The sequence below is a fragment of the Paenibacillus sp. FW126-R14 genome (assembly GCF_058789495.1).
Genome location: NZ_JBYTBS010000060.1, coordinates 17,339 through 39,288, shown reverse-complemented (window position 1 = coordinate 39,288; position 21,950 = coordinate 17,339). Strand labels below are relative to the sequence as shown.

Genomic DNA, 21,950 nt, shown 5'->3' with positions numbered 1-21,950 from the left:
ACACACCTCTATTCCAGATGATATTTTTTTTCTGAGATCGCGTACAGCTTACGCCACACCAGCCGGTTTACAAGCACAACCATCAAACACATCACAATAATGCCCCAGATGATTTGCGGCCAATCTCCCTTTGTTGTTGCTTGAGCGATAAAAGAACCTAATCCAGATGCTTGTAAAGTGCTGTCTTTCCAAGATACAAGCTCGGAGACGATACTTGCGTTCCAGGCTCCTCCGCTTGCTGTAATACACCCCGTAACGAGAAACGGAAACACGCTAGGCAATATTAACTTCAACCACGTTTGTACCCGGGTCAATCGCAAAATCGACGCTGCTTCCTTCAAATCGGAAGGAATAGCCATCGCTCCGGCAATGACGTTAAACAAGATGTACCACTGCGTCCCCAACATCATGAGCGGAATAGAACCTATGTTCATACTTACTCCTAGCTTCAAGTACAGAATTGTAAACAAGGGGAATGCCATATTTGCGGGAAAAGAAGCAAGTACCTGAACAATGGGCTGAGCAATTCTTGAAAGCTTGGGATTCATGCCGATCATGACGCCTACAGGAACGGTCCAGACGACAGCGAGAACGGTTGATACGAATACGCGCAGAGCGGTTTTCATTCCGAGCATAACCACTCTGATTAATTCGCTCCATGTCAACTGCATGATTTCTAGAACAGCTTCATAGACATATTTGGCAACGAAGAGGATAACGATGAACCAAATGATCGAGGTCACACTTTTGGACACGAAAGACGGCGGTTTAGGCCATTGGATGGAGGAACTCCGTTGTTTGAACCGGTTTGTTAAGTCATGAAAGAAAATGGCAGCGGTATGATTCACATAACGAATGAATTGCGCGCGTTTTAAAATGTCATAAACCCACGATTGCGGAACTTCCGCTGCCTCCGAGTGCTCGTTCTTAAACTTTTGTGACCAAGCGACAAGCGGCCGCCAAAACAACTGGTCCACAAGGCAGATCATAATGATCATGGTAATGATTGAATAGATAATGGCCCTTACATTCCCTTGGTCGGCAGCCATTGCCATATAGGAGCCGATTCCAGGCAAATGAATGTCTTGATTCAGCACACTGATTGACTCGCTCGCCGCGAGAAAGAACCAGCCTCCGCCGAATGACATCATGCTGTTCCAAACTAATCCGATCATAGAAAAAGGCACTTCAAGCTTGGTAAAACGAGACCACACGCCGAGCCGATGAATATTGGCCGCTTCGTTTAGCGGGCGTGGAATCGTCGTAAGGGAATGATAGAAACTGAACGTCATGTTCCATACTTGACCGGTAAAAATGGCAAAAATCGAAGCACATTCAACACCGAGCAGACTCCCGGGAAAGAGCGCCATGAACATCATCACAGTGGCCGAAAGGAACCCAAGCACCGGAACGGACTGTAAGATGTCTATCGCAGGAATCATGATTTTTTCAGCCATGCGGTTGTATGCGGCGATACGTCCGTACACGAATGTAAATAATAGTGAAGCCCCGAAGGCAATAAACATTCTGAGCAGCGATCGTCCCGCGTAGTAAGGAAGCAGATGCGGGTCAAGGTTCATTGTCGGCTGATCGCTTTCGGATAAAGGCACTTCCATGCCGGCACCAAGATGGGCCGTTAAATACAGAATGGATAAGAGCATGAGAATGACCATAACGTCTGCCAATCCGAATTTATATTTGTTGCTAATAGTGAGAAAACCGTTCCATTTCATCGTGAAAACCCCCTTTGCAAATAAAAAGCTCTCCTCAGCATTGCATGAGGAGAGCGTAAACATTCCATTGTTCAGTTTGCAATCAGGTTCAACGGCTCAGCAAATGAACCCTTTGCAAGAAAGGGTTTGATTTGCTTAAGGATTGCTGAGGGCATACTGGCAGATGGAAATACGAATTCCGTGGCAGCAAAGCATTTTTTGAATTGTTCAACTGTCGCATTCGACTACTACTGTCCATTTCCAGTTTCCCCCCTTTGTACATATAATATGAAAGCCCCCCGGGTTTGGTCCCAGGGGGCATAAGTTCACAGTGAAATAAGCCGGTTCCCCCTAGTCCAGTTTTAGCACTATACAACGTAAAGAGCGTTGCTCTTAGCCACCTTATGAAAAGCCTTAATCCGGCAGTTCCTGTTCTACCCATTGGCATCTTTCGATATTTCCGGGCAGTGGCCTATGTTCGTATAGGAGCCTCACCTAACGAGGACATATTCAATTACATTGAAAGCTTACTCCCAAATACATTTATTTGTCAATGATGAAATTGATTTTTCGTTGAGCTAACGTTATTATGGATTCACGTAATCTTTGATGGAGGTGCTGAATGAAATATTCCCAGGCAACCGACTACGCGCTTCACGCGATGCTTTATCTGGTAACGTCAGCGCCCGATAAGCCTGTTGTTGGCGTGCAATTGCTGGCTGAGAAGCTAGGCGTTTCTCAAACCTATCTATCCAAGTTAATGACCAAGCTTGTCAAGGCCGGACTGATTCAGTCCTCACCGGGCGCCAACGGCGGATATCGCCTCAAGCATAAGCAGGAGGATATCTCCTTTCTCGATATCATTCGTGCGATCGAAGGGACTGCCTCCTTGTTCGAATGCAGCTTTAACCACGGAACCGAGTGTCTGATCCAGCAGGTCGTGATTGACGCCGAACGACAGATGGAGGAGTATCTGGAAAGCAAGAAAATAGCGGATTTGGCGAATGTGCGGAAGATGGAGTAGGGGCAGGCGATGCTTGCCTCTTTTTTCATGCAGAAAATACACTCGAATCCCCATTCCGACATATGATACGTGAAGAAGATTAAGCGGCATCATTGCCCGTGATCGGTGCGGGTGCGGGAATGAACTTTCTCATGAGGGCCGTTGGATTTGCCATGTTCGCATATAGAAATAAATGAGGTGCGTTTGATGTTTTTTTCTGTCATGCAGTTGATCGGCGGCGTTATTCTTTCATTGGGTTGGCTTCCTCAAATCATTCAAATTTTGAAAACGAAATCTGTAGCAGACTTAAGTTTAAAGGCGTATTTGCTTATGCTTTTAGGAATTAGCCTTATGGAAGCTTATGCAATAAGCTTGGCTGTCACGGGTGCCGGCTTAGCTTTTTTGATAACAAACACATTATCTTTAGGCGTTGTGGTATTCGTTATCATTTTAATTTTGAAGTATCGATCGCTCTAGCTTAGATCATTGAATAATTAATCCAATCCCCTTTCATGCTGCCCATTTTATCAAAAAAACGTTGAGCTCGTGTATTATCCGTCCCCGTTATCCAAGACATGTGGGCAAATCCATGCTCCTGCGTATATTTTTGACATGCTAAAAATAGTTGCAATTCCACTTCTGTATCGCGGTACTGCTCAATAACAAAAAGGTCGTTCATTACGGTACATTTATCTGCTTTCATCGTGCTGAATGTAAAAAATAGTGTGGCAAAACCAACTAACTTTCCGTTTTGTAATGCAACAAACTGTATGCCATTTTGCTTTTCTAAAAGCATCTGAATCAACTGATGAATTTTTTCAGTGGCGGGTCTGGGTTTCTTATAAAAACCAACGATGTATTCATACATTAACTCGGTCAAACCGTCCAAATCATCGGGTTCAGCATTTCTTATGACAAGTGACATGATAGAGCCTCCCATTATTTAGTATGCATAAGTATACGATATATTGAATTTTTATGCAATTTTATGATTGCGCAGAATTTGCGCAATTTCTTGAACATTTTGTTTGGATTTTTCTAATCGCTAGACCTTGGCTGGTATGATCATGAAAGCAGGATTGGCAGCTCTGCCCAAGAAGAATGTGAGGAATCATACCGTACAGCGGCACCACTAGCCGCGACAAACAGTACGCGTCTTTCCCGTCTGCGCGCTACCTATTTGTGGTATAATGGGAATAGAAAAATCTCTGGCAATTGCAAGCCGTTGGAGTTGAAAAGATGACTGAATTGTTAAAGCCGTCTGTCGATTTTGTATTCAAAAAAATCTTTGGCAGCGAAGAAAATAAAGATGAAGTGTTGCTCAATTTCCTGAATGAAGCGCTGCGGGAAACGGAACCGAAGCCGTTCGTCAGTTTGACGATACTCGATCCGCATATCGATAAAAATGCCGTGACCGACAAACAGTCCATTCTGGATGTCCGGGCCAAAACCGGGGACGGCAAACAGGTGAATCTGGAGATCCAGGTGAGCAACAAGTACGATATGGCAAAGCGCAGTTTGTATCCCAAATGATCGTTTTCATAACATATTTCACATGAGGGAAGACCATACTGGCGAACTGTTAATCGACGATATTGAAATTCACTTTATGGAACTGCCCAAGTTGGGGATCAAAGCCCACGAAATGGACAGCCGACTCGTTAATTGGCTGATGTTCATTAACGGCACGAATCAGGATCGATGGGAGGAATTAGCGATGGAAACACCGGGTTTGAAAAAAGCGATGACGACATTGGAGTTTTTGAGCCAAGACAAAGAAGCGCGGATGCTGTATGAGATGCGGAAAAAAGCGCTGCTGGATGAGCAGTCTGCTTTAGACTACGCAAAGTCCAGGGGTAAAGAGGAAGGCAGGCAGGAAGGAAGGTACGAGGGAAGGCTGGAAGGCAAGGCGGAAAGGGACAAAGAAATTGTGGTTAGCATGTTGCAAAAAGGATTGTCGATATCATTTATTGCAGAAGTAACCGGCTTGTCCGAAGCGGAGATTGAGGCGCTAAATAAACAGTTGCATTAGCAGCAAAAAAACCGCAACAAAAAAACACATACCATACTGTTTTTCCCAAGAGGATCAGAGCCGCCGCTCTGGTCTTCTTTTTTTTCGCGGCTTTAACTTTTTTGCATAATGACGCGGAAAATATTTGCGCAAATATTTGTTGATTACTCATTTTGAATGTCATATAATAGAGCCCATAGAGCACATCAGGCATAAGAATCGGCATCCAAGATCCCTCTCAACGGGATTTTTTTATTGGTGCATATTTTTTAAAGGAGGTGATGGAGAAGCAAGCAGATTTTGGGAAAGAGGTGGTGCCGGTCATTCCTATATTTGTACAGCTAGAGAGGAGATCAAAATTACAAACGAAAGCGATTACAAAAATTGAATGATGGGGTGAAAAATGATGCTGAGAAGAAAAGTGTGGGCAATGCTTCTTATTGCTGTCGTACTGTTTGGGGCACTGCCGGTAACGCAGGCATTCGGCGCAACATTCCAGTATACCGGTGATTCTGCGACCGCTTTTGCCAATCCGGAAAGGGGCTTCCATAATCGTTACGAGATTATTAACGACCCTGCCGTCAACGATTACGCAAGTGCGGCAACAAGCATCGCAGGCTTTAACCCGGATATGCTGGACCGGACGTTTGCGCGCGCTAAGCAAAACAGCAATACGCTCATCCATAGTTATATTCATTTGGATAAATACAAAAATCAGGACCTTCCCCAGGCTTTGCTCGACAATCTTAGCTCGGGACTTGCCGCCATACGTCAGGCCGGATTGAAAATCGTACTGCGTCCGGCATACGCCTGGTCCGAATCGCCGTCCGTCCCTGAAAGTCAAATAATCCGCCACACTGAGCAGTTGGGTGCTATTTTTACAGCTAATGCTGATGTGATCAACCATCTGGAGGCCGGTTATCTTGGGCCTTGGGGCGAATGGCATACAAGTTCTTTTACGGATCCTTTTAATCGCACACAGGCGGATACGCGCTATCGCATTATTAAAAGCATTCTGGGTACGACGCCTGCATCGATACCGGTCGTCATTCGTTATCCGATTTTTATCAAAGAAGTTTTGGAACTGCCGACGCCATCTGGGAGCAGCCCGCTCACACAAGAGGAGAAGGACCGTATCGGATTCCATAACGATTGTTTCCTGTCTGACAGTGCGGATATGGGCACGTACGACAATAATTCCTGGATGGGCTGGTTCTATGTAGAGCAAAAGAAACAGTGGATGTATGACCTTGCGACCTCGACCGGTGCTAACAAAATGGTAGGCGGAGAAACTTGCGATTCCTCGGGATCCAACGACTCCGCAGGCGTGAACGTACAGGTCGAAATGGGCAAGCTGCATTTCACGGAAATTAATGAGGACTATGCGCAAGTCAACACTAACATCTGGAAAAACGCGAATCTGCCGGCAGCGGGCAACGATCCGGCCGAGACGGCATTTACGAGAATCAAACGGAAGCTGGGCTACCGGCTTAGCCTCGTTGACGCCACTTTTCCAACGTCGGCCAACGCCGGCGCAAGCTTCGCGTTCTCAGCCAATTTAAACAACGCCGGGTACGCCGGTCCGATTAAACCGAGGCCGGTCTTCCTTGTTTTCGATAATGGAACGAATCGCTTTAATGTTCAATTGAACAACATTGATGTGCGGCTGTGGAAGAGCGGTTCAGTGAATGTATCCACACAGACCGTCACCCTTCCTTCCAACATGCCTGGCGGAACTTACAAGCTTGCGCTGTGGCTGCCGGATAACGCAAGCAGCCTGCGCTCTCGCCCGGATTACTCGATCCGCCTGGCGAATCAGAACACCTGGGACGCTGCTGCCGGGTATAACGTGTTGTCCAATTCGGTTGCCATAAGCAGTGGTCCGCCGACCGCTCCAGCAGCGCCGACGAACTTGGCGGCGACGGCCGGCAACGCGCAAGCGTCGCTGAGTTGGACCGCTTCATCTGGCGCGACCAGCTACAACGTACTGCGTTCGACAACGAGCGGTTCGGGGTATATCCAAGTCGCTAGCGGCATCACGGCGACATCTTATACAAACACGGGCCTGACTAACGGTACGACGTATTACTATGTTGTTCAAGCGGTCAATTCCGTGGGCACGAGCGGCAACTCCAACCAGGCGAGCGCGACGCCGGCAGCACCGACTTTACCGGCAGCGCCGACGAATTTGACGGCGACGGCCGGCAACGCACAGGTGGCTTTGAACTGGACAGCATCGACCGGCGCGACCAGCTATAATGTACTGCGCTCAACGACAAACGGTTCGGGATACGCCCAAGTCGCAAGCGGAGTGACGGCGGTGTCATTCACGAACACGGGTCTGACCAACGGAACCACCTATTACTATGTTGTTCAAGCGGTGAATTCGGCGGGCACGAGCGGCAACTCCAATCAGGCGAGTGCGATGCCGGAGGTATCCACTGTGACGATCGATTCGTTCGCGAACGCAACGAACTTTAACAATAAAGTGAATGACTTGGGTCAAAGCATCAGTTGGGTTATTGACAGCGCTTACTATGGCTCCGACAGTAGCGGCAATATTGTCCTTAATTCTAGCGGAGCGGGGCAATATTTCCAGGAAAACATCAACCGGAGTCTGGCCGGGAAAACGAATCTGGTGCTGCGGATGAGGGACTGGAATCCTTCCGACACCTTACAGCATTGGAATGTCGTGCTGAATGACGGAACGGACCATACCGTCGGGCCGATCAGCAACTACGGAACGGCCGGAGGAAGCTACAGCGACATCACAATACCGCTCAGTGCCTTCGGGGCGTCGCTGGCCAACGCCAAATACATCAAGCTCGTGCATAGTGACAGCACGTATGCGGTACTGCTCATTGACGCGATCAGCGTGAATTAAGAGGAGGTATTGTGGATGAGGAGAACGGTAAAAAGCAAATTCTACAAACAGCTCGCAAAACGACAGCTTCTGTTTGTCTTGATATTCATTCTATTGACGAGCGCTATCCCTGCAGTTGTGAGTGCGGCTCCCGCAGGACCGCCTTCCACGCCGGTCAGTCCGTCGGCGGACCCGGCTCTGCAAAGTCATGCTTTAACTTATGCGCCCGGTCCGCTCGACAATCCGCTGAAAGGTTTCCTTCCTTTCTTCTTTTCGAAAACCGATTACGCCACCGGGTATCCGCACAGCATGGAATGGTCTTATTTTGCCCTGAGCGAGATCATGACCAACCCGTCCAATTGCGGTTCGTATAATTGGGCAATGATCGAACAAGTGCTGGATGAGGTGGCTTCGCGCGGGAATCAGGCGGCCATCCGTCTCTACATGGAATATCCGGGCGGAACGGGCACTCATCCCGGAAACGGCATTCCTGCGTGCTTTAACGGAAATGTGACCATGCGTCAAAATACGTACTGGGGAACGACAAGTCCGGATTATGACAGCCCGTTTTTGCTGCAGGCGCTTTCGAATTTTATTCAAGCCTTCGGTGCAAAATATGACGGGGATCCCAGAATTTCATATGTCCATATGGGATTGATCGGGCTATGGGGAGAGTGGCACACTTGGCCGTTCGACAGGGATACCTCCGACGGTTATCCGAACCTTTTTCCGACAGACGCATCAATAAATAAAGTTATTGACGCATATGACAATGCGTTCAACAAAACCAAACTTGTCATCAGATACCACAGTTTGGGCGGCGGGCATGCTGTACAGGCCAATATCGGATTCGCCGACGATTCATGGCCTTACAAAGAATTCAGATCGGGATCGACCGAGCCGAAAAGTATGACGCTGCCGGTTTCTATGGGCGGGTGGTCCGACGCTTTCCTGCAGCTTGCTTTGGATGTAGGCGGGGAAAACAGATGGATCAGCGAGTCGATTGGCGGGGAAGCCCGGCCTGAGATTCAAGGATCGATGTTCTCGAATTGGCCGACTGGCGGAGGGCAAGTATCCAACTTGCTGGATAGCATTGAGTTGACCCACATCTCTTGGATGATTAATCAGCAAGGCATTACCAGCTACAATAGCGGCGATACGAAAGTGGCCGAAGCGATACGCAAAATGGGCTACGAATTGTCCGTAAAAGAATCCTACTATAACAACGTATCGTCGGGAAGTCCGTTGAAAGTCGGGGTTCGCATCGAAAACAGAGGTGTGGCTCCGTTCCCGTATCCTTGGAAAGTGCTGGTCGGATTAAAGGATTCCGCTGGAAACGTGGTTCGGACGTGGGAGACGAACTGGGATTTATCGAAAGTCCAACCGCTGCAAATCCGCACGTTCCCGGATTGGAATACTTCAAGCAATTATTTGAATTTCGGCAGCCCCTATTATTTTGATTACAACGTCGGTAATCCTGGCGTGAACGGCAATTTCAATCTGGTTATGCGTGTAGTCAATCCGCTGGAAAGCGTCAGCGAAGCCGATGTAAGAAGCAGAGGCAGCATCGAATCGTGGCAGCCGTTCCTGCCGGCCAAGAAAGTTCGTTTCGCCAATGCGGAACAAAATACGGACGGTTGGATCAATTTGGGGCAAATCTCCATTGCCTCTAATCCTACAGCGCCTGCGGCACCGACGAACTTGACGGCGACAGCAGGCAACGCGCAAGTATCGCTGAGCTGGAGCGCCTCATCCGGTGCGACCAGCTATAACGTACTGCGCTCGACGACTAATGGCTCGGGTTACGCACAGGTCGCTACCGGAGTGACAGCGACGTCTTACACGAACACGGGTCTGACCAATGGTACGACGTACTACTATGTCGTGCAGGCAGTCAACTCGGTGGGAACGAGCAGCAATTCCAACCAATCGAGTGCGACGCCGGTTGTCTCGCAGAGCGCTCCGGCGGCACCGACGAACTTGGCGGCGACAGCCGGCAATGCGCAAGTGTCGCTGAGCTGGACCGCCTCATCCGGTGCGACCAGCTATAACGTACTGCGCTCGACGACGAGCGGTTCGGGTTACGCACAGGTCGCCACCGGAGTGACGGCGACATCGTACACGAACACGGGTCTGACCAATGGTACGACGTACTACTACGTCGTGCAAGCGGTCAACTCGGCGGGAACGAGCGGCAACTCCAATCAAGCGAGCGCGACGCCGGTCATTCCGCCGACCGCACCGGCGGCGCCGACGAACTTGGCGGCGACAGCCGGCAACGCGCAAGTGTCGCTGAGCTGGACCGCTTCATCCGGTGCGACCAGCTATAACGTACTGCGCTCGACGACGAGCGGTTCGGGTTACGCACAGGTCGCCACCGGAGTGACGGCGACGTCGTACACGAACACGGGTCTGACCAATGGTACGACGTACTACTACGTCGTGCAAGCGGTCAACTCGGCGGGAACGAGCGGTAATTCCAACCAGGCGAGCGCGACGCCAGCGGCATCGACCGGTACGGTGACGATCGATTCGTTCGGGAACGCAACGAACTTCAACAATAAAGTAAATGACTTAGGTCAAAGTATTAGCTGGGTCATCGACAGCGCTTACTATGGTTCCGACAGCAGCGGCAATATCGTCCTTAACTCCAGCGGAACAGGGCAATACTTCCAGGAAAACATCAATAGTAGTTTGGCCGGCAATACGAACCTGGTGCTGCGGATGAGGGACTGGAATCCTTCCGACACGTCACAGCATTGGGACGTCGTGTTGAATGACGGAACAGATCATACGGTCGGGCCGGTCAGCAGCTACGGAACAGTCGGAGGAAGCTATAGCGACATCACAATCCCGCTTAGCGCCTTTGGGGCAAATCTGGCTAATGCCAAATACATCAGGCTCGTACACAGAGATAGCACGTATGCGGTATTGCTCATTGACGCGATTAGCGTGAATTAAACTTTATATGAATAGGGTCGATCTGCGGTTTTTTAACCGTAGGCTCGGCCCTTTTTGCACATTTTTTTACGTTTGATTTAAAGAAAAGTTAGCTTTATAATGAAAAGGAATGAATATTCATTCCGAAAATGAGGTGCAAATATTTGTCCAGCAATAAACAAGAGGAAATATATGATGCGGCTTTAAAGCTGTTTGCAGAAAGAGGCTATGACGGAACGACGGTACCTATGATTGCGGAGAAGGCAGCCGTAGGAGCGGGTACGATTTATCGCTATTTCGAAAATAAAGAGGCGCTGGTCAACTCGTTGTTTCAAAAAGTAGTTGCACAATTTTCAGAGACCATAAAAAATGATTTTCCGTTCTCCAGCACGATCCGGGAGCAGTTCCGACACGTATTTTATCAAATGGTTGCATTTGTGAAAAACAATGCATATTCGCTGCTTTTTATTGATTCACACGCTGATGCCTACTACTTGAATGAACAGAGCCAGAAGGAGTTTCAAGATTTTTTGAGTTTTTTGATAGTTATTGTAGAAAAGGGAAAAGAGCAGGGGGTAATAAGCCCACTGCCTGCAAATGCATTGATATGTGTAGTTTATGGGGCATTTGTCAGCTTCTTCAAGGAAATTCAGCACGGGAAATTAGAGGAGAGTCCGGAGCTTATTGCCGGTATTGAAAAAAGCTGCTGGAATGCAATTCGAGCTGACTGAATCACTTCAATCTATAACAAGAATGAGTGGGAGGATGGTTATATGGAAAATTACGTTTTGAATAATGGGGTTTTGATGCCTAAGGTTGGTTTGGGCGTATATCAAATGAAAAATCAACATGAGGATGCAATCGTTTGGGCATTGAGAAATGGCTACAGACACATAGATACTGCAGCCTTCTATCATAATGAGGAACTTGTTGCCCGTGCGATTCAGAAGTCGGGGGTAGATCGTAAGGATATATTTATTACAACGAAGCTATGGAATTCAGATCATGGCAAAAAAACAAAGCAAGCGTTTGAAACCAGCTTAAAGAAGCTGCAAACGGATTATCTCGATCTTTATTTGATTCATTGGCCATCCCCTAAGTATATAGAGAGCTGGGAAGTGATGGAGCAATTATATAAAGAGGGTAAGATCAGAGCGATTGGCGTATCTAACTTTGAACGTAATCATCTGGAGGATGTTTTGAAGCATGGAACTATTGTGCCTGCGGTCGATCAGATTCATACGAACGTTTTCCTACAGCAGGAGGAACTGCATCAGTATTTAGTGAAGAACCAGATTCAGCATGTGGCTTGGAGCCCTTTTGGACATGGAAATCAGCAGTTGTTTCATCATCCTGTACTGAAGGAAATTGCGGAGAAGTACGGCAAAACGACAGCGCAAGTCATGCTAAGGTGGAATCTGGAGCGCGGTATTGCCGTCATTCCAAAATCAATTAATCCTGAACGGTTAAAGGCAAATCTGGACATCGTTGATTTCCGTTTATCCCAGGAGGAAATGGGAAGAATAGCATCCTTGGATACAAACAAAAGGGGATTTGTTAATCCAAACAACAAGCTGTTGTTATGGGTAACCCAGTATATTCGATAAATTTATAAAGATGAAGCCCATGCCGGGCTTACTGCAAAGAAGAGGACAACCCGCGGCGGTTGTCTTTTGCATAATAGAAACACCTTCCCTAACGCAGGGGACTTCAAGTAACTTATTCCGTACAGGCACTTCTAGGCACAAACCCACATACACTAATACTAATCTTTGTAGCGGAGGCTTCCGAAACAGCTAAGATCCGCAATCATATGAGGGGGTGGCTGGAATGCCTGGGATTTTCAGTGCAATTGCAGTATTAATCAAACAGTTAACCTTACTTGTATCCTATGTCAAAAATAATGCGTTTCCACAGCCTTTAACCGAGGAAGAAGAAGAAAAACATCTTAGACTGATGGCCGAAGGCAATGATCATTCAAGAAATAAACTGATTGAACACAATTTGAGACTTGTCGCGCATATAGTAAAAAAATTCGATAACACAGGTGAAGATCTGGAGGATTTGATCTCGATCGGAACGATCGGATTGATCAAGGCGATCGAGTCGTTCTCGCCGAATAAGGGCACGAAGCTCGCGACTTTTGCGGCTCGCTGTATTGAGAACGAGATCCTTATGCATCTACGTTCGTTAAAAAAAACACGCAAAGATGTGTCCTTGCATGATCCCATCGGAACGGATAAAGAAGGGAATGAAATTACGTTGATCGACATCCTCGGCACGGAAGCGGACGATGTCGTGGATAAGGTGCAGCTCAAGATAGAAAAGAGCAAGATTTACCGGAACTTAGAGATCTTGGACGATCGCGAGAAGGAAGTCGTCGTTGGACGGTTTGGGCTGGAGCTTGGCGGGGAAGAGCGAACGCAGCGGGAGATTGCGAAGGAACTGGGAATTAGCCGTTCCTATGTGTCGCGGATTGAGAAGCGGGCGTTGATGAAGCTGTATCATGAGTTTTATAAGGCGAAGCGGTAAGGTTGGTTAGAGGTTGATGAGTCGCATACTTCATTTATTTGGGATCAAGTAATGGAGGCGAAGGGTATGACCTTAATCCAGATCGAACATGTCAGTAAGAACTATGTGATGGGCGGGGAAATGATTCGGGCATTAGATGATATTTCCCTGGAAATCGATCATGGCGAGTTTGTGGCAATTATGGGCCCGTCGGGCTCGGGGAAGTCGACGCTGATGAACATTATTGGCTGCCTGGATGTTGCAGATCGTGGGGATTATGTGTTGGATGGGAAGGCCATTAATCGGCTGAAGGATTCGCAGTTGGCTGAAATAAGAAATCGGAAGATCGGATTCGTTTTTCAGAGTTTTAATTTGCTGCCACGGCTTAATGCGTATGCGAATGTGGAGCTGCCGCTCATTTATCGCGGTATGAGTCGGCGTGAAAGGGAGCCGCTTGTTATGCAGGCGTTGGAAGCGGTCGATTTGGTAGACCGAAGGCGGCATTTGCCTTCGGAGCTATCCGGCGGTCAGCAGCAGCGGGTTGCGATTGCCCGGACACTAGCGGGAGATCCGGCGATTATTCTCGCGGATGAGCCGACGGGAGCGCTGGATTCCAAGACGGGTGTGGAGATTTTGGAGATTTTTAAGAGATTGAATGAGCAGGGCAGGACGATTGTTTTGATTACGCATGATCTGGCGATTGCAAAGCAGGCGAAGCGGATTGTGCATTTTCGGGATGGGCGGCTCTCTGAGGTTGGATAGGTGTGTTTATGACCGGGACTCCGATGGAGTGCCGGTTGGTTTGGTTAGCCTCGCAGTCGAACAGTCTAGGTGGTTCAAATCCACTCGATAACTTTACCCTTTAAAGTGCCGCAGCCGAAGTAAGAAGCAGTTATTATGTGGAAAATCATAATTTCCAGTATTCATGACGCGCAATTACGCAGCCCCCCTTCCATGATCCCCCTCGCAACGCTGGACAAGTGTCGTTATATCCCACCTTTCATTTGGTGTCTAAATTTGTGAAACAAATATTAGAACAGCCGTTCAGAGCAGCATGATTTCTGCCGTACATCATTTTAATCATGCGACCAAGACTATAGGCGGGTCAGAGCTTTTTTGTATTTGCCGGGACTGCTGCCGTACATCGATTTAAAAAATCGGATGAACGGATACGTATGATCATAGCCGATCCGATTCGCGATTTCCCCCATCGTCAAATCCGTCGTAGCCAACAAATATTGTGCCTTCTTCAATCTCTGTGTTTGGATATATTGCATCGGAGAAACTTGGAAAGCTTGTTTGAATTCTTTGTGAAAATGGGAGGTGGACAAGTACATCAGCTCGGCGAGCTGTGCCACCTTTATTTTCTCGGCAAGATGTTTCTCCATGTAATCGAACACCGGTTGAAACCGTTGGAGGTTCCTCATATCCTCGAAGCTGCCGATTTTGTACCGGGAAACGGAAAGAATAATTTCCAGTAGCGTGAAAAGTCGCTGCTTGACTTGCGCCGCCTTGTACAAGGATGTGCTGGCGTCGATCGGATCAGCATTCATCAAAGCGGTTATTTCGGATTGAAGCCGACCGATGCTATTTCCGACGTCTTCGGAGATGACATAAGGAGTTTCTATAAAGTCGAACAGTTGAAAATGGCCAAAAAGCGTGATGTCCAGATTCAGCCAATGCGTAACGTATTGAGGTCCTAACATGGTGACTTCATATTTGTTATTCGGCGGGATAATCAACCCTTGACCGGGCTCTACCTTATAGCTCGCATTCCCAATATGAAGAAGCAACGGGCCGTCCGTAATTTGGGAAACAAGTGAGAACGGCTGATCGAAACTTTGAGATTCCTTCACGTCAAATCGCGTTGTATTGCCCCTGAAATAAGTGAAATCAAGCGAATTCAGGATCGTGATCAAAAATTGGGAGTCATCCATACTTCTTCCGCCTCTTCGTGTAATTACACTTATTATAGTGGATTGCGCAATCGAATCAAGCGGAATGAAGCAGGCTTCGAACAATGAGTGTATAAAATCAGACGATTTGTCATTTCAACCTTCCATCCCGCGGTGAGATAATGTTCCCGTGAAAGAAATTATGAGGGAGTTGAAGCGGAAATGAGCGCTAAACTGAAGATCGGCATTCTGGGCGGAGGAGGTATTTTGAAGGCGCATGCCCCGGGGTTTACACGTCTTTCGGATCTTTGCGAAGTCGTTGTGGCCGAGTCTGACGCAAGCCGCCACAGTGAGATCCGAAGACTGCTGGGCGAAGATGTTGTCATTGTAGGTGATTATACCGAGATTCTGGCCGACAAGGACGTGGATGCAGTTGATATTCTGCTTCCGCATTATTTGCACGCACCTGCGGCAATTGCGGCTGCGGAAGCGGGCAAGCATGTGCTGACCGAGAAAGTGATGGCTCGCAATGTGGAAGAGTGCGATCGAATGATCCAGGCTTGCGAGAAAGCCGGCGTATCGCTGACAGTCTGCCATGACCGGCGTTATGATTCCGATTGGCAGGCGCTTAAGCAGGTGGTCGATTCCGGCGAACTGGGGGAGATATTGTTTTGGAAATTAGAGCACAATCAGAATGTTGTTTTCCCTGAGCGAAGCTGGGTGCGATCGAAGGAAATGCTTGGCGGCGGTGCTATCATGAGCTGTCTCACCCATCAGATCGACTCGCTCAGATGGTATGAAGGCGAAGTGGATCAGGTGACTTGCATGACGAAGACGGAACCAAATCGCATGGAAGGGGAAACCATCGGAACTGTCATGGCCAAAATGAAATCGGGCGCATTGGCCCTGCTTTCCATAAACTGGTACACACAATCGCATCACGCTCCTGACGGATTATGGTACGAATTCAATCATGTCACGGGTACGAAGGGTGAAGCGTATTTTATGAGCGGCAAAGGCACATATGTCAAAATTCATGACGGATCCTCCAAGCAGTTTCACTATGACATGAAAGGCGAAGGAAGCTTCGTCAAGGTTAACGTCAAGAAAGAATTGACAGGCCATCAGCGCTGTATCGAGCAATGGGTGAGGAGCCTCAGAGGCGAACAGGCGGTAATTTTGACCGACGGGACAGACAGTCGTAAAACGGTTGAAGTGGCGGAAGCCGCTTATCGGGCTGAGGAAACGAAGGCGGTAGTCAGCCTTCCCCTGCAACCGGCACGTTGAAAGCGGTAGTCAGACGATTAAAGGAGGACTGGCCTTGAGGATAGGAATCGACAGCTTTACACTTCGGGAATTGAACCTGGATCCTTATCAGTGTCTGGATTATGCCCACAAACGAGGATTGGAAGGCGTGCAGTTTGGCGGCATGAGCGGATTAAGCAGTACGCGCGATGTGGGTGAACTATTGAAATTAAAGGATTACGCCGATTCACTTGGGATGTATATTCACGTTTCCGTAGGGATGTGCAACCCGCTTTTGTTCCAGCAATCGGAAGATGAAGTGAGAACCACGATGATCCAGGATATTCAAGCCTTCGCTAAGGTTGGCTGGCATGAGTTGGCGGGGATAATCAGCCGCAATGACGAACGATACAAACACCCCGTTCCATGGAACACGCATTTATCGAAGAGTGCGGATTTCGTGCGAAGCTTGAGACCGGTGCTGGAGGAGTGCGGCAGCCGAATCAATCTCGAGAATCACGGCGACTCCACTTTCGATATTTTGCATGTCGTTGAAGCCGTCGGTGCGGATATATGCGGCGTAAATCTCGATACCGGGAATACGCTCGTGAATGCGGAAGACCCTGTACTGGCGGCCAGACGGGTCGCTCCCTATACACACTTGACCCACATCAAGGATGGCATTGTCTTCTTCTCGGAGAATGGCGTCAGCAGGCAAGGAAAGGCGCCCGGCCAAGGGATTGTCGATCTCGCGAGCATCATTGCCATTCTGGGTGAATATAACCCGGATTTGACTTTGTCGATCGAAGATCACAAGTGGATTTTTGAATTCCCGGTGTTCGAGCAGGATTGGTTTACTCCAAACCCTGGCTTGACGCCCTATGAATTCGGACAATATATCAAGCTCGTAAAGGAAGTAGAGCAGAAGCTTGCCTCCGGGGAGCTGCCAACAATCGATGCCTACGAAGCAATACCTTATGTGGCGCAAATGGAAGAAAGGATTGCAAGCGGTGCGGAGCATTTGCGGGGGATTCTGCAAAAATTGAATTTACAAAGCGGCAAGTAAAAGATGGCCCGCCATACACCAAGTATGACGGGCCTGCGTTGTACGTGTCTAAGAACGTCATAGTCTAATTTGCTGACAAGGAGTTATCCCAATGAGAGCCTATGAGAAATCCATAACCAAGCTTCAAGCAGCCAAAAACCATCTTGCAGGCGGAGTAGCCAGTTCTTTACGGGCGTCGATGAAACCAACTCCCTTGTATGCAAAGTCAGCGAAAGGGGCTCGCATCCGGGATGTGGACGGAAATGAGTACATTGACTATTTGCTTGCGTACGGCCCCTTAATTCTAGGTCATGCGCATGACGGTCTGACTGAAAGCGTACATCAAGCCTTACGCAATGGGTATACCTTCGGTCTACAGCATGAAGGTGAAATTGAGCTGGCTGCATTGCTGACAACCGTGCTTCCTTGCGCTGAAAAAGTAGCACTCAGCGGCTCCGGCACGGAAGCCGTCATGCTGGCGCTGCGATTGTCTCGCGCATTCACGAACAAAACAAAGGTCGTTCGCTTCCATGGCCATTACCATGGTTGGTCGGATTCGATTTTCACTTCTTTCCCCAGCTCAGACATGAGTCAAAAAGCTGCCGACGTCGAGGTATCCCGTATCCCTCCAGGGACATTCGGGCAAAGTGAAAACAGTCTGGATGATATCATTCTTCTGCCGTGGAATGATCCTGCGGCATTAGAATCGATCCTACGTACCCGCAGTCATGAAATCGCAGCCGTTATTACTGAACCGGTCATGTGCAATTCCGGCTGCATACAGCCGATGCCAGGCTATCTTGAAGGGATCCGCAAGCTGACCGAAGAGCTCAATATCGTCATGATTATGGATGAGGTGATCACCGGTTTCAGACTTGGCTTGGGCGGCGCTCACGGAAGATTCGGTATCCTGCCAGATTTAGTTGTTGTCGGTAAGGCGATGGGGGGCGGAATCGCCATCAGTGCAGTAGCTGGTAAAGCTGAGATTATGAAGCTCGTGGATGAGGGCAAAGTGAGCCATCTCGGAACACTGAATGGCAACTGCGTTGCTACTGCTGCAGCTATCGCTACGATAAGCCACCTCTCCCTAAACAACGGAGCTGCTTATAACCAAATGGAAGAGCTTTTTAACGAGCTGGCTAATGGCATCCGCTCCTTGTTCGTCAAACACAATATTTCTGGCGTAGTTAACCACATCGGCCCTGTGCTTAACATGATATTTATCGACACGTTGGAGGTTAATGATTTCGAGACCTTTAACCAACGCGACGCTGCCAAATATGCCCGCTTCGCAGAGTTGATGCTCGACGAAGGAATCTTACTCCGTCCGAATGGTCTGTGGTACATTTCCACCGCACACCAACAATCTGACATTGAAGAAACATTGCGTTCTGTAGATCGCGTTTTGGTTCACTTGCGTTCAAAGGAAAAGATCTAATCGTGTGTCGCAGACTTTGAAGTTAATGGAGGAACTCCGATGAGAATCGTAATTGGCGGAATTATGCAAGAGAGTAATACATGGAGTCCTATTAAAAGTAAAATTGAGCATTTTCACACTCATAGTTATTTAATCGGTCAAGATGTCTTGAAATTAGCTGGAAGCCAAAACGAAATTAGCGGATTTATTCAGTCGTGTAAGGAACAGGGAGTTGAAATCGTACCCAGCATGTATGCCAATGCGGTATCCTGGGGGGCTATTGAGACGGAATCCAGGCGGCAGTTGAAAGCGATATTACTGGAGCAAATCAAACAAGCAGGGAAATGCGACGGTATTCTGTTAGCTTTCCATGGGTCCATGGTCGGTGAAGATTGCGACGATGTGGAAGGGGATATGTTAAATGATATCCGGCGTGAAGTGGGAAGTGATGTGCCCATTGTCATTACGCTGGATCATCATGCCAACGTCACGAACAAAATGATCGACAATATCGATGGAGTCGTCGGCTACAAAACGTATCCGCACATTGATTTTTTTGAGACGGCTTATGATGCGGCAAAGCTGCTTTTTTCAATCATTGACACGAACATTCGTCCACATCTTATTTTCAAAAAAATACCGATGATTGTTCCAGCTGAGAATATGCAAACTACCCACGGCCCTATGGCTGACCTATTTATGGAGGCTCAAAAAGGAGAGCAAGCAGGCCGCTCGATGGTTACTTCCTTGTTTCCGGTACAACCGTGGATCGATGTCGATGAATTGGGTTTTGGCGTTGTCGTTGTTTGCGAGAATCCCGAAGAAGGCCGTCATGAAGTAGAACGATTATGCGAGATGGCTTGGGCGAAACGGCATGAATTTGACATTGAGCTGTATGAAACGGATCAAGTGATCCGTATGGCACTAGAGGACAAGAGCCTACGGCCGATCGTGATTTCGGATTCTGCTGACAGTCCAGGCGCCGGGGCAACGGGGGATAGCAATTATGTACTCGCCGAGCTGCTGAAGGCAGGTGCCCAGAAGCAGCTTCATTGTCTGCTTACCGTAGTCGACGCTCCAGCAGTTGCGAAAGCGATTGAAAAGGGAGTAGGCCGCACCGTTGAACTAACCATCGGATACACGGTGAATACGGAACAAGGCCAGCCGATGAAGGTTGAAGGTATCGTGAAAAGGATCAGCGACGGCATTTTTACTTTCAAGGGTGGATTTGCTGCGAATACGCAAGGGAAGATGGGGCGCTGTGTTGTCTTGCAGATCGAGAAGATTTCGCTGCTAATCACAGAAAATCCGGTTTTCACAGGCGATCCCGCCATGTATCGCTCTGTTGGTTTGGAACCGCTGGAGGCAGATCTAATCCTCGTGAAGTCGGCTAATCAGTTCCGCGCCGATTACGAGAAAATCTCTAATCACATTTTCATTATAGATACGCCGGGGGTTAGCACGGCTAATTTGAAAACGCTGCACTTTTGGAAAATTGAGCGCCCTTTTTATCCATTCGACGATGATTTTAACTGGCAACTAACTTAAACCGAGAAGGTGGATTGTATGGAGTTAAAAAGTCAACAGATAAGAAAAATCAGTTTTGAGGGCGATGCGCTGCGCATGTCGATGGATTGGACCGTCGAGGATTTGGACAAAGTTCAGGTGCTTGTGGAGAGCACACAGGGGTCCAGCCATCCCAGTTCCTATCATTTGGGTGAATTGGTAAATGAAATGGAAAAAGGCGTTTTGCAAAGTGGAGGCAAGCCAGCGGTGTACACCGCAACGGATATATGCGACGGCATTGCACAAGCGCATAATGGCATGCATTATTCCTTAGCGTCCAGAGACTTAATTGCTTCCATGGTTGAAATTCATGCGTTGGCCACCCCTTTTGACGCAATGGTTTTAACTTCCGCAGGTGACAAAGCGGTTCCCGCTCATTTGATGGCCATTGCCCGGTTGAACATTCCTGCGATTCACTTGCCCGGCGGCGCGATGGGAGCGGGGCCATGCATGCGTTCCAATGAGGAACTGTGGCACATGAGTGTTGAAGTGTCGGAGAATAAAATGACGAAAGAGGAGTTTCTGGCGTTCCAGCGTGCGTGCTGCCCGACTTGCGGCGCCTGTCAATACATGGGCACAGCGGCAACGATGCAGGTGATGTCCGAAGCGCTGGGCCTGGCGCTTCCCTGGACGGCATTAATTCCAGCGACGAATGCGGAAATTCGCAAAGCGGCCAGATCGGTTGGTCGACAGATCATGTATCTTACGGAAAAAAATATAACGCCTTCGGCTATTCTAACTAAAGAAGCCTTCGAGAATGCGATTATGATTCATTCCGCCATTGGTGGCTCTTTAAATGCGGTGATGCATCTCATTGCGATTGCCAGGGAAATCGGGATTACACTTTCCGTAGACGAATTTGATCGCATCCATAAGAAAATTCCTGTTCTTGTCGACACCAAGACCGCTGGACATTACCCTACGGAGCTGTTCTGGTATGCGGGAGGCGTTCCTTTTGTGATGGAAGAGTTAAGGGACTATTTGCATTTAGATGTGCTTACGGTGACGGGAAAAACAGTAGGTGAAAACCTTGAGGATTTCCGATTGAACGAAATGCCCCGTTTTGCGGAAATGTTTCTAGCCAATTATAAATTAAACCGTCGGGACCTGGTCTACTCCATCAAGAAACCATTAAAGCCAGAAGGTGCGCTTGCCGTGTTAAAAGGCAATCTGGCGCCTAACGGGTCGACTATCAAGAAATTTGCTGTCGTCGATGACATGCAGATCCACACAGGAAAAGCCAAGGTGTTTGAAGCCGAAGCCGATGCGGTGGACGCTTTGGTTCGTAAAACCATCCAACCTGGCGACGTCATCGTGATTAGGTATCAAGGTCCGAAAGCTGTCGGAATGCCTGAAATGTTTTTTATCTCTGAATTGATCGCCTCTGATCCTATCTTATCTAAAACGACAGCGCTTGTTACTGACGGACGATTTTCTGGAGCTACGCGCGGGCCTTGTGTAGGTTATGTATGTCCGGAAGCATTGGATGGAGGACCGATTGCCTTCATCGAAAGCGGGGATCTCGTTTGCATCGATATTCCTAGTCGCAGCATTTCCATCGTAGGAACAGATGGCTCGCACAGATCGCCGGAAGCAATCGAGGAGATGCTTCGCATCAGGCAATCGCAATGGGTGGCTCCGGTGATGAACCATCGCGGTGCTTTGGCGCAATATACGCGTACGGCTCGTTCAGCACTAGAAGGCGGATCGATGATTTAACCATGCGTACAAGGAGGAGTTTG

Annotated in this window: 16 protein-coding genes, 1 pseudogene and 1 riboswitch; of the genes and pseudogenes, 14 read left to right on the top strand and 3 right to left on the bottom strand. The window is 48.4% G+C overall.

The window, feature by feature from the left end; all coding sequences use genetic code 11:
* Nucleotides 1–8 precede the first annotated feature (8 nt).
* Nucleotides 9–1,733: an ABC transporter permease gene (locus tag AC3WRW_RS27600; RefSeq protein ID WP_492549435.1), complete on the bottom strand. Its 1,725-nt coding sequence runs from the start codon at nt 1,731–1,733 to the stop codon at nt 9–11.
* Nucleotides 1,734–2,052: 319 nt separating this feature from the next.
* A riboswitch (M-box (ykoK) riboswitch) is annotated at nt 2,053–2,222 on the bottom strand.
* A gap of 112 nt (nt 2,223–2,334) precedes the next feature.
* On the opposite strand from AC3WRW_RS27600, the gene AC3WRW_RS27595 reads away from it, so the two are divergent.
* Nucleotides 2,335–2,736 (top strand): RrF2 family transcriptional regulator, encoded by a 402-nt coding sequence (locus AC3WRW_RS27595; RefSeq protein ID WP_492549434.1) that lies wholly within the window; start codon nt 2,335–2,337, stop codon nt 2,734–2,736.
* Nucleotides 2,737–2,937: 201 nt separating this feature from the next.
* Complete coding sequence (locus tag AC3WRW_RS27590) at nt 2,938–3,192, top strand: PQ-loop domain-containing transporter (RefSeq protein WP_492549433.1); 255 nt, start codon at nt 2,938–2,940, stop codon at nt 3,190–3,192.
* A gap of 1 nt (nt 3,193) precedes the next feature.
* Here AC3WRW_RS27590 and AC3WRW_RS27585 read toward each other — a convergent pair whose 3' ends face one another.
* The gene (locus tag AC3WRW_RS27585; RefSeq protein ID WP_492549432.1) at nt 3,194–3,640 is read right to left on the bottom strand and encodes a GNAT family N-acetyltransferase; all 447 of its coding nucleotides are present in this window, start codon (nt 3,638–3,640) and stop codon (nt 3,194–3,196) included.
* Between the two features lie 314 nt (nt 3,641–3,954).
* Between AC3WRW_RS27585 and AC3WRW_RS27580 the strand changes: the two are divergent.
* The 7 genes and pseudogenes from AC3WRW_RS27580 to AC3WRW_RS27550 all read left to right on the top strand — a co-directional run bounded on the left by AC3WRW_RS27580 (nt 3,955) and on the right by AC3WRW_RS27550 (nt 13,802).
* Nucleotides 3,955–4,747 (top strand): annotated as a pseudogene (locus tag AC3WRW_RS27580) (Rpn family recombination-promoting nuclease/putative transposase).
* Nucleotides 4,748–5,132: 385 nt separating this feature from the next.
* Nucleotides 5,133–7,610 (top strand): DUF4832 domain-containing protein, encoded by a 2,478-nt coding sequence (locus AC3WRW_RS27575; RefSeq protein WP_492549431.1) that lies wholly within the window; start codon nt 5,133–5,135, stop codon nt 7,608–7,610.
* 15 nt (nt 7,611–7,625) lie between these two features.
* On the top strand, nt 7,626–10,550 hold the full coding sequence (locus AC3WRW_RS27570; RefSeq protein ID WP_492549430.1) for a fibronectin type III domain-containing protein: 2,925 nt from the start codon (nt 7,626–7,628) through the stop codon (nt 10,548–10,550).
* Nucleotides 10,551–10,693: 143 nt separating this feature from the next.
* Nucleotides 10,694–11,260 (top strand): TetR/AcrR family transcriptional regulator, encoded by a 567-nt coding sequence (locus AC3WRW_RS27565; RefSeq protein WP_492549429.1) that lies wholly within the window; start codon nt 10,694–10,696, stop codon nt 11,258–11,260.
* Nucleotides 11,261–11,302: 42 nt separating this feature from the next.
* Entirely contained in the window at nt 11,303–12,136 is an 834-nt protein-coding gene (locus AC3WRW_RS27560) for an aldo/keto reductase (RefSeq protein ID WP_492549428.1), read from the top strand.
* Nucleotides 12,137–12,359: 223 nt separating this feature from the next.
* Nucleotides 12,360–13,061: an RNA polymerase sporulation sigma factor SigK gene (gene sigK, locus AC3WRW_RS27555; protein WP_209856171.1), complete on the top strand. Its 702-nt coding sequence runs from the start codon at nt 12,360–12,362 to the stop codon at nt 13,059–13,061.
* Between the two features lie 66 nt (nt 13,062–13,127).
* Nucleotides 13,128–13,802 carry an ABC transporter ATP-binding protein gene (locus AC3WRW_RS27550; protein WP_492549427.1) on the top strand — a complete coding sequence of 225 codons (675 nt, stop codon included), beginning with the start codon at nt 13,128–13,130 and terminating at the stop codon, nt 13,800–13,802.
* A gap of 332 nt (nt 13,803–14,134) precedes the next feature.
* Here the strand turns inward: AC3WRW_RS27550 and AC3WRW_RS27545 are convergent, their stop codons facing one another.
* Nucleotides 14,135–14,977 carry a helix-turn-helix transcriptional regulator gene (locus AC3WRW_RS27545; RefSeq protein WP_492549426.1) on the bottom strand — a complete coding sequence of 281 codons (843 nt, stop codon included), beginning with the start codon at nt 14,975–14,977 and terminating at the stop codon, nt 14,135–14,137.
* 180 nt (nt 14,978–15,157) lie between these two features.
* On the opposite strand from AC3WRW_RS27545, the gene AC3WRW_RS27540 reads away from it, so the two are divergent.
* The 5 genes from AC3WRW_RS27540 (at nt 15,158) to ilvD (ending at nt 21,927) form a co-directional block, all read left to right on the top strand.
* Entirely contained in the window at nt 15,158–16,222 is a 1,065-nt protein-coding gene (locus AC3WRW_RS27540; protein ID WP_492549425.1) for a Gfo/Idh/MocA family protein, read from the top strand.
* Between the two features lie 34 nt (nt 16,223–16,256).
* A complete protein-coding gene (locus AC3WRW_RS27535; protein ID WP_492549424.1) occupies nt 16,257–17,246 on the top strand; it encodes a sugar phosphate isomerase/epimerase family protein in 990 nt (329 codons plus the stop codon).
* 91 nt (nt 17,247–17,337) lie between these two features.
* Nucleotides 17,338–18,663 carry an aspartate aminotransferase family protein gene (locus AC3WRW_RS27530; RefSeq protein WP_492549423.1) on the top strand — a complete coding sequence of 442 codons (1,326 nt, stop codon included), beginning with the start codon at nt 17,338–17,340 and terminating at the stop codon, nt 18,661–18,663.
* Between the two features lie 39 nt (nt 18,664–18,702).
* Nucleotides 18,703–20,190, top strand: coding sequence for a M81 family metallopeptidase (locus AC3WRW_RS27525; RefSeq protein WP_492549422.1), 1,488 nt, complete (start codon nt 18,703–18,705; stop codon nt 20,188–20,190).
* Between the two features lie 18 nt (nt 20,191–20,208).
* Nucleotides 20,209–21,927, top strand: coding sequence for a dihydroxy-acid dehydratase (gene ilvD / locus AC3WRW_RS27520; RefSeq protein ID WP_492549421.1), 1,719 nt, complete (start codon nt 20,209–20,211; stop codon nt 21,925–21,927).
* Nucleotides 21,928–21,950 lie beyond the last annotated feature (23 nt).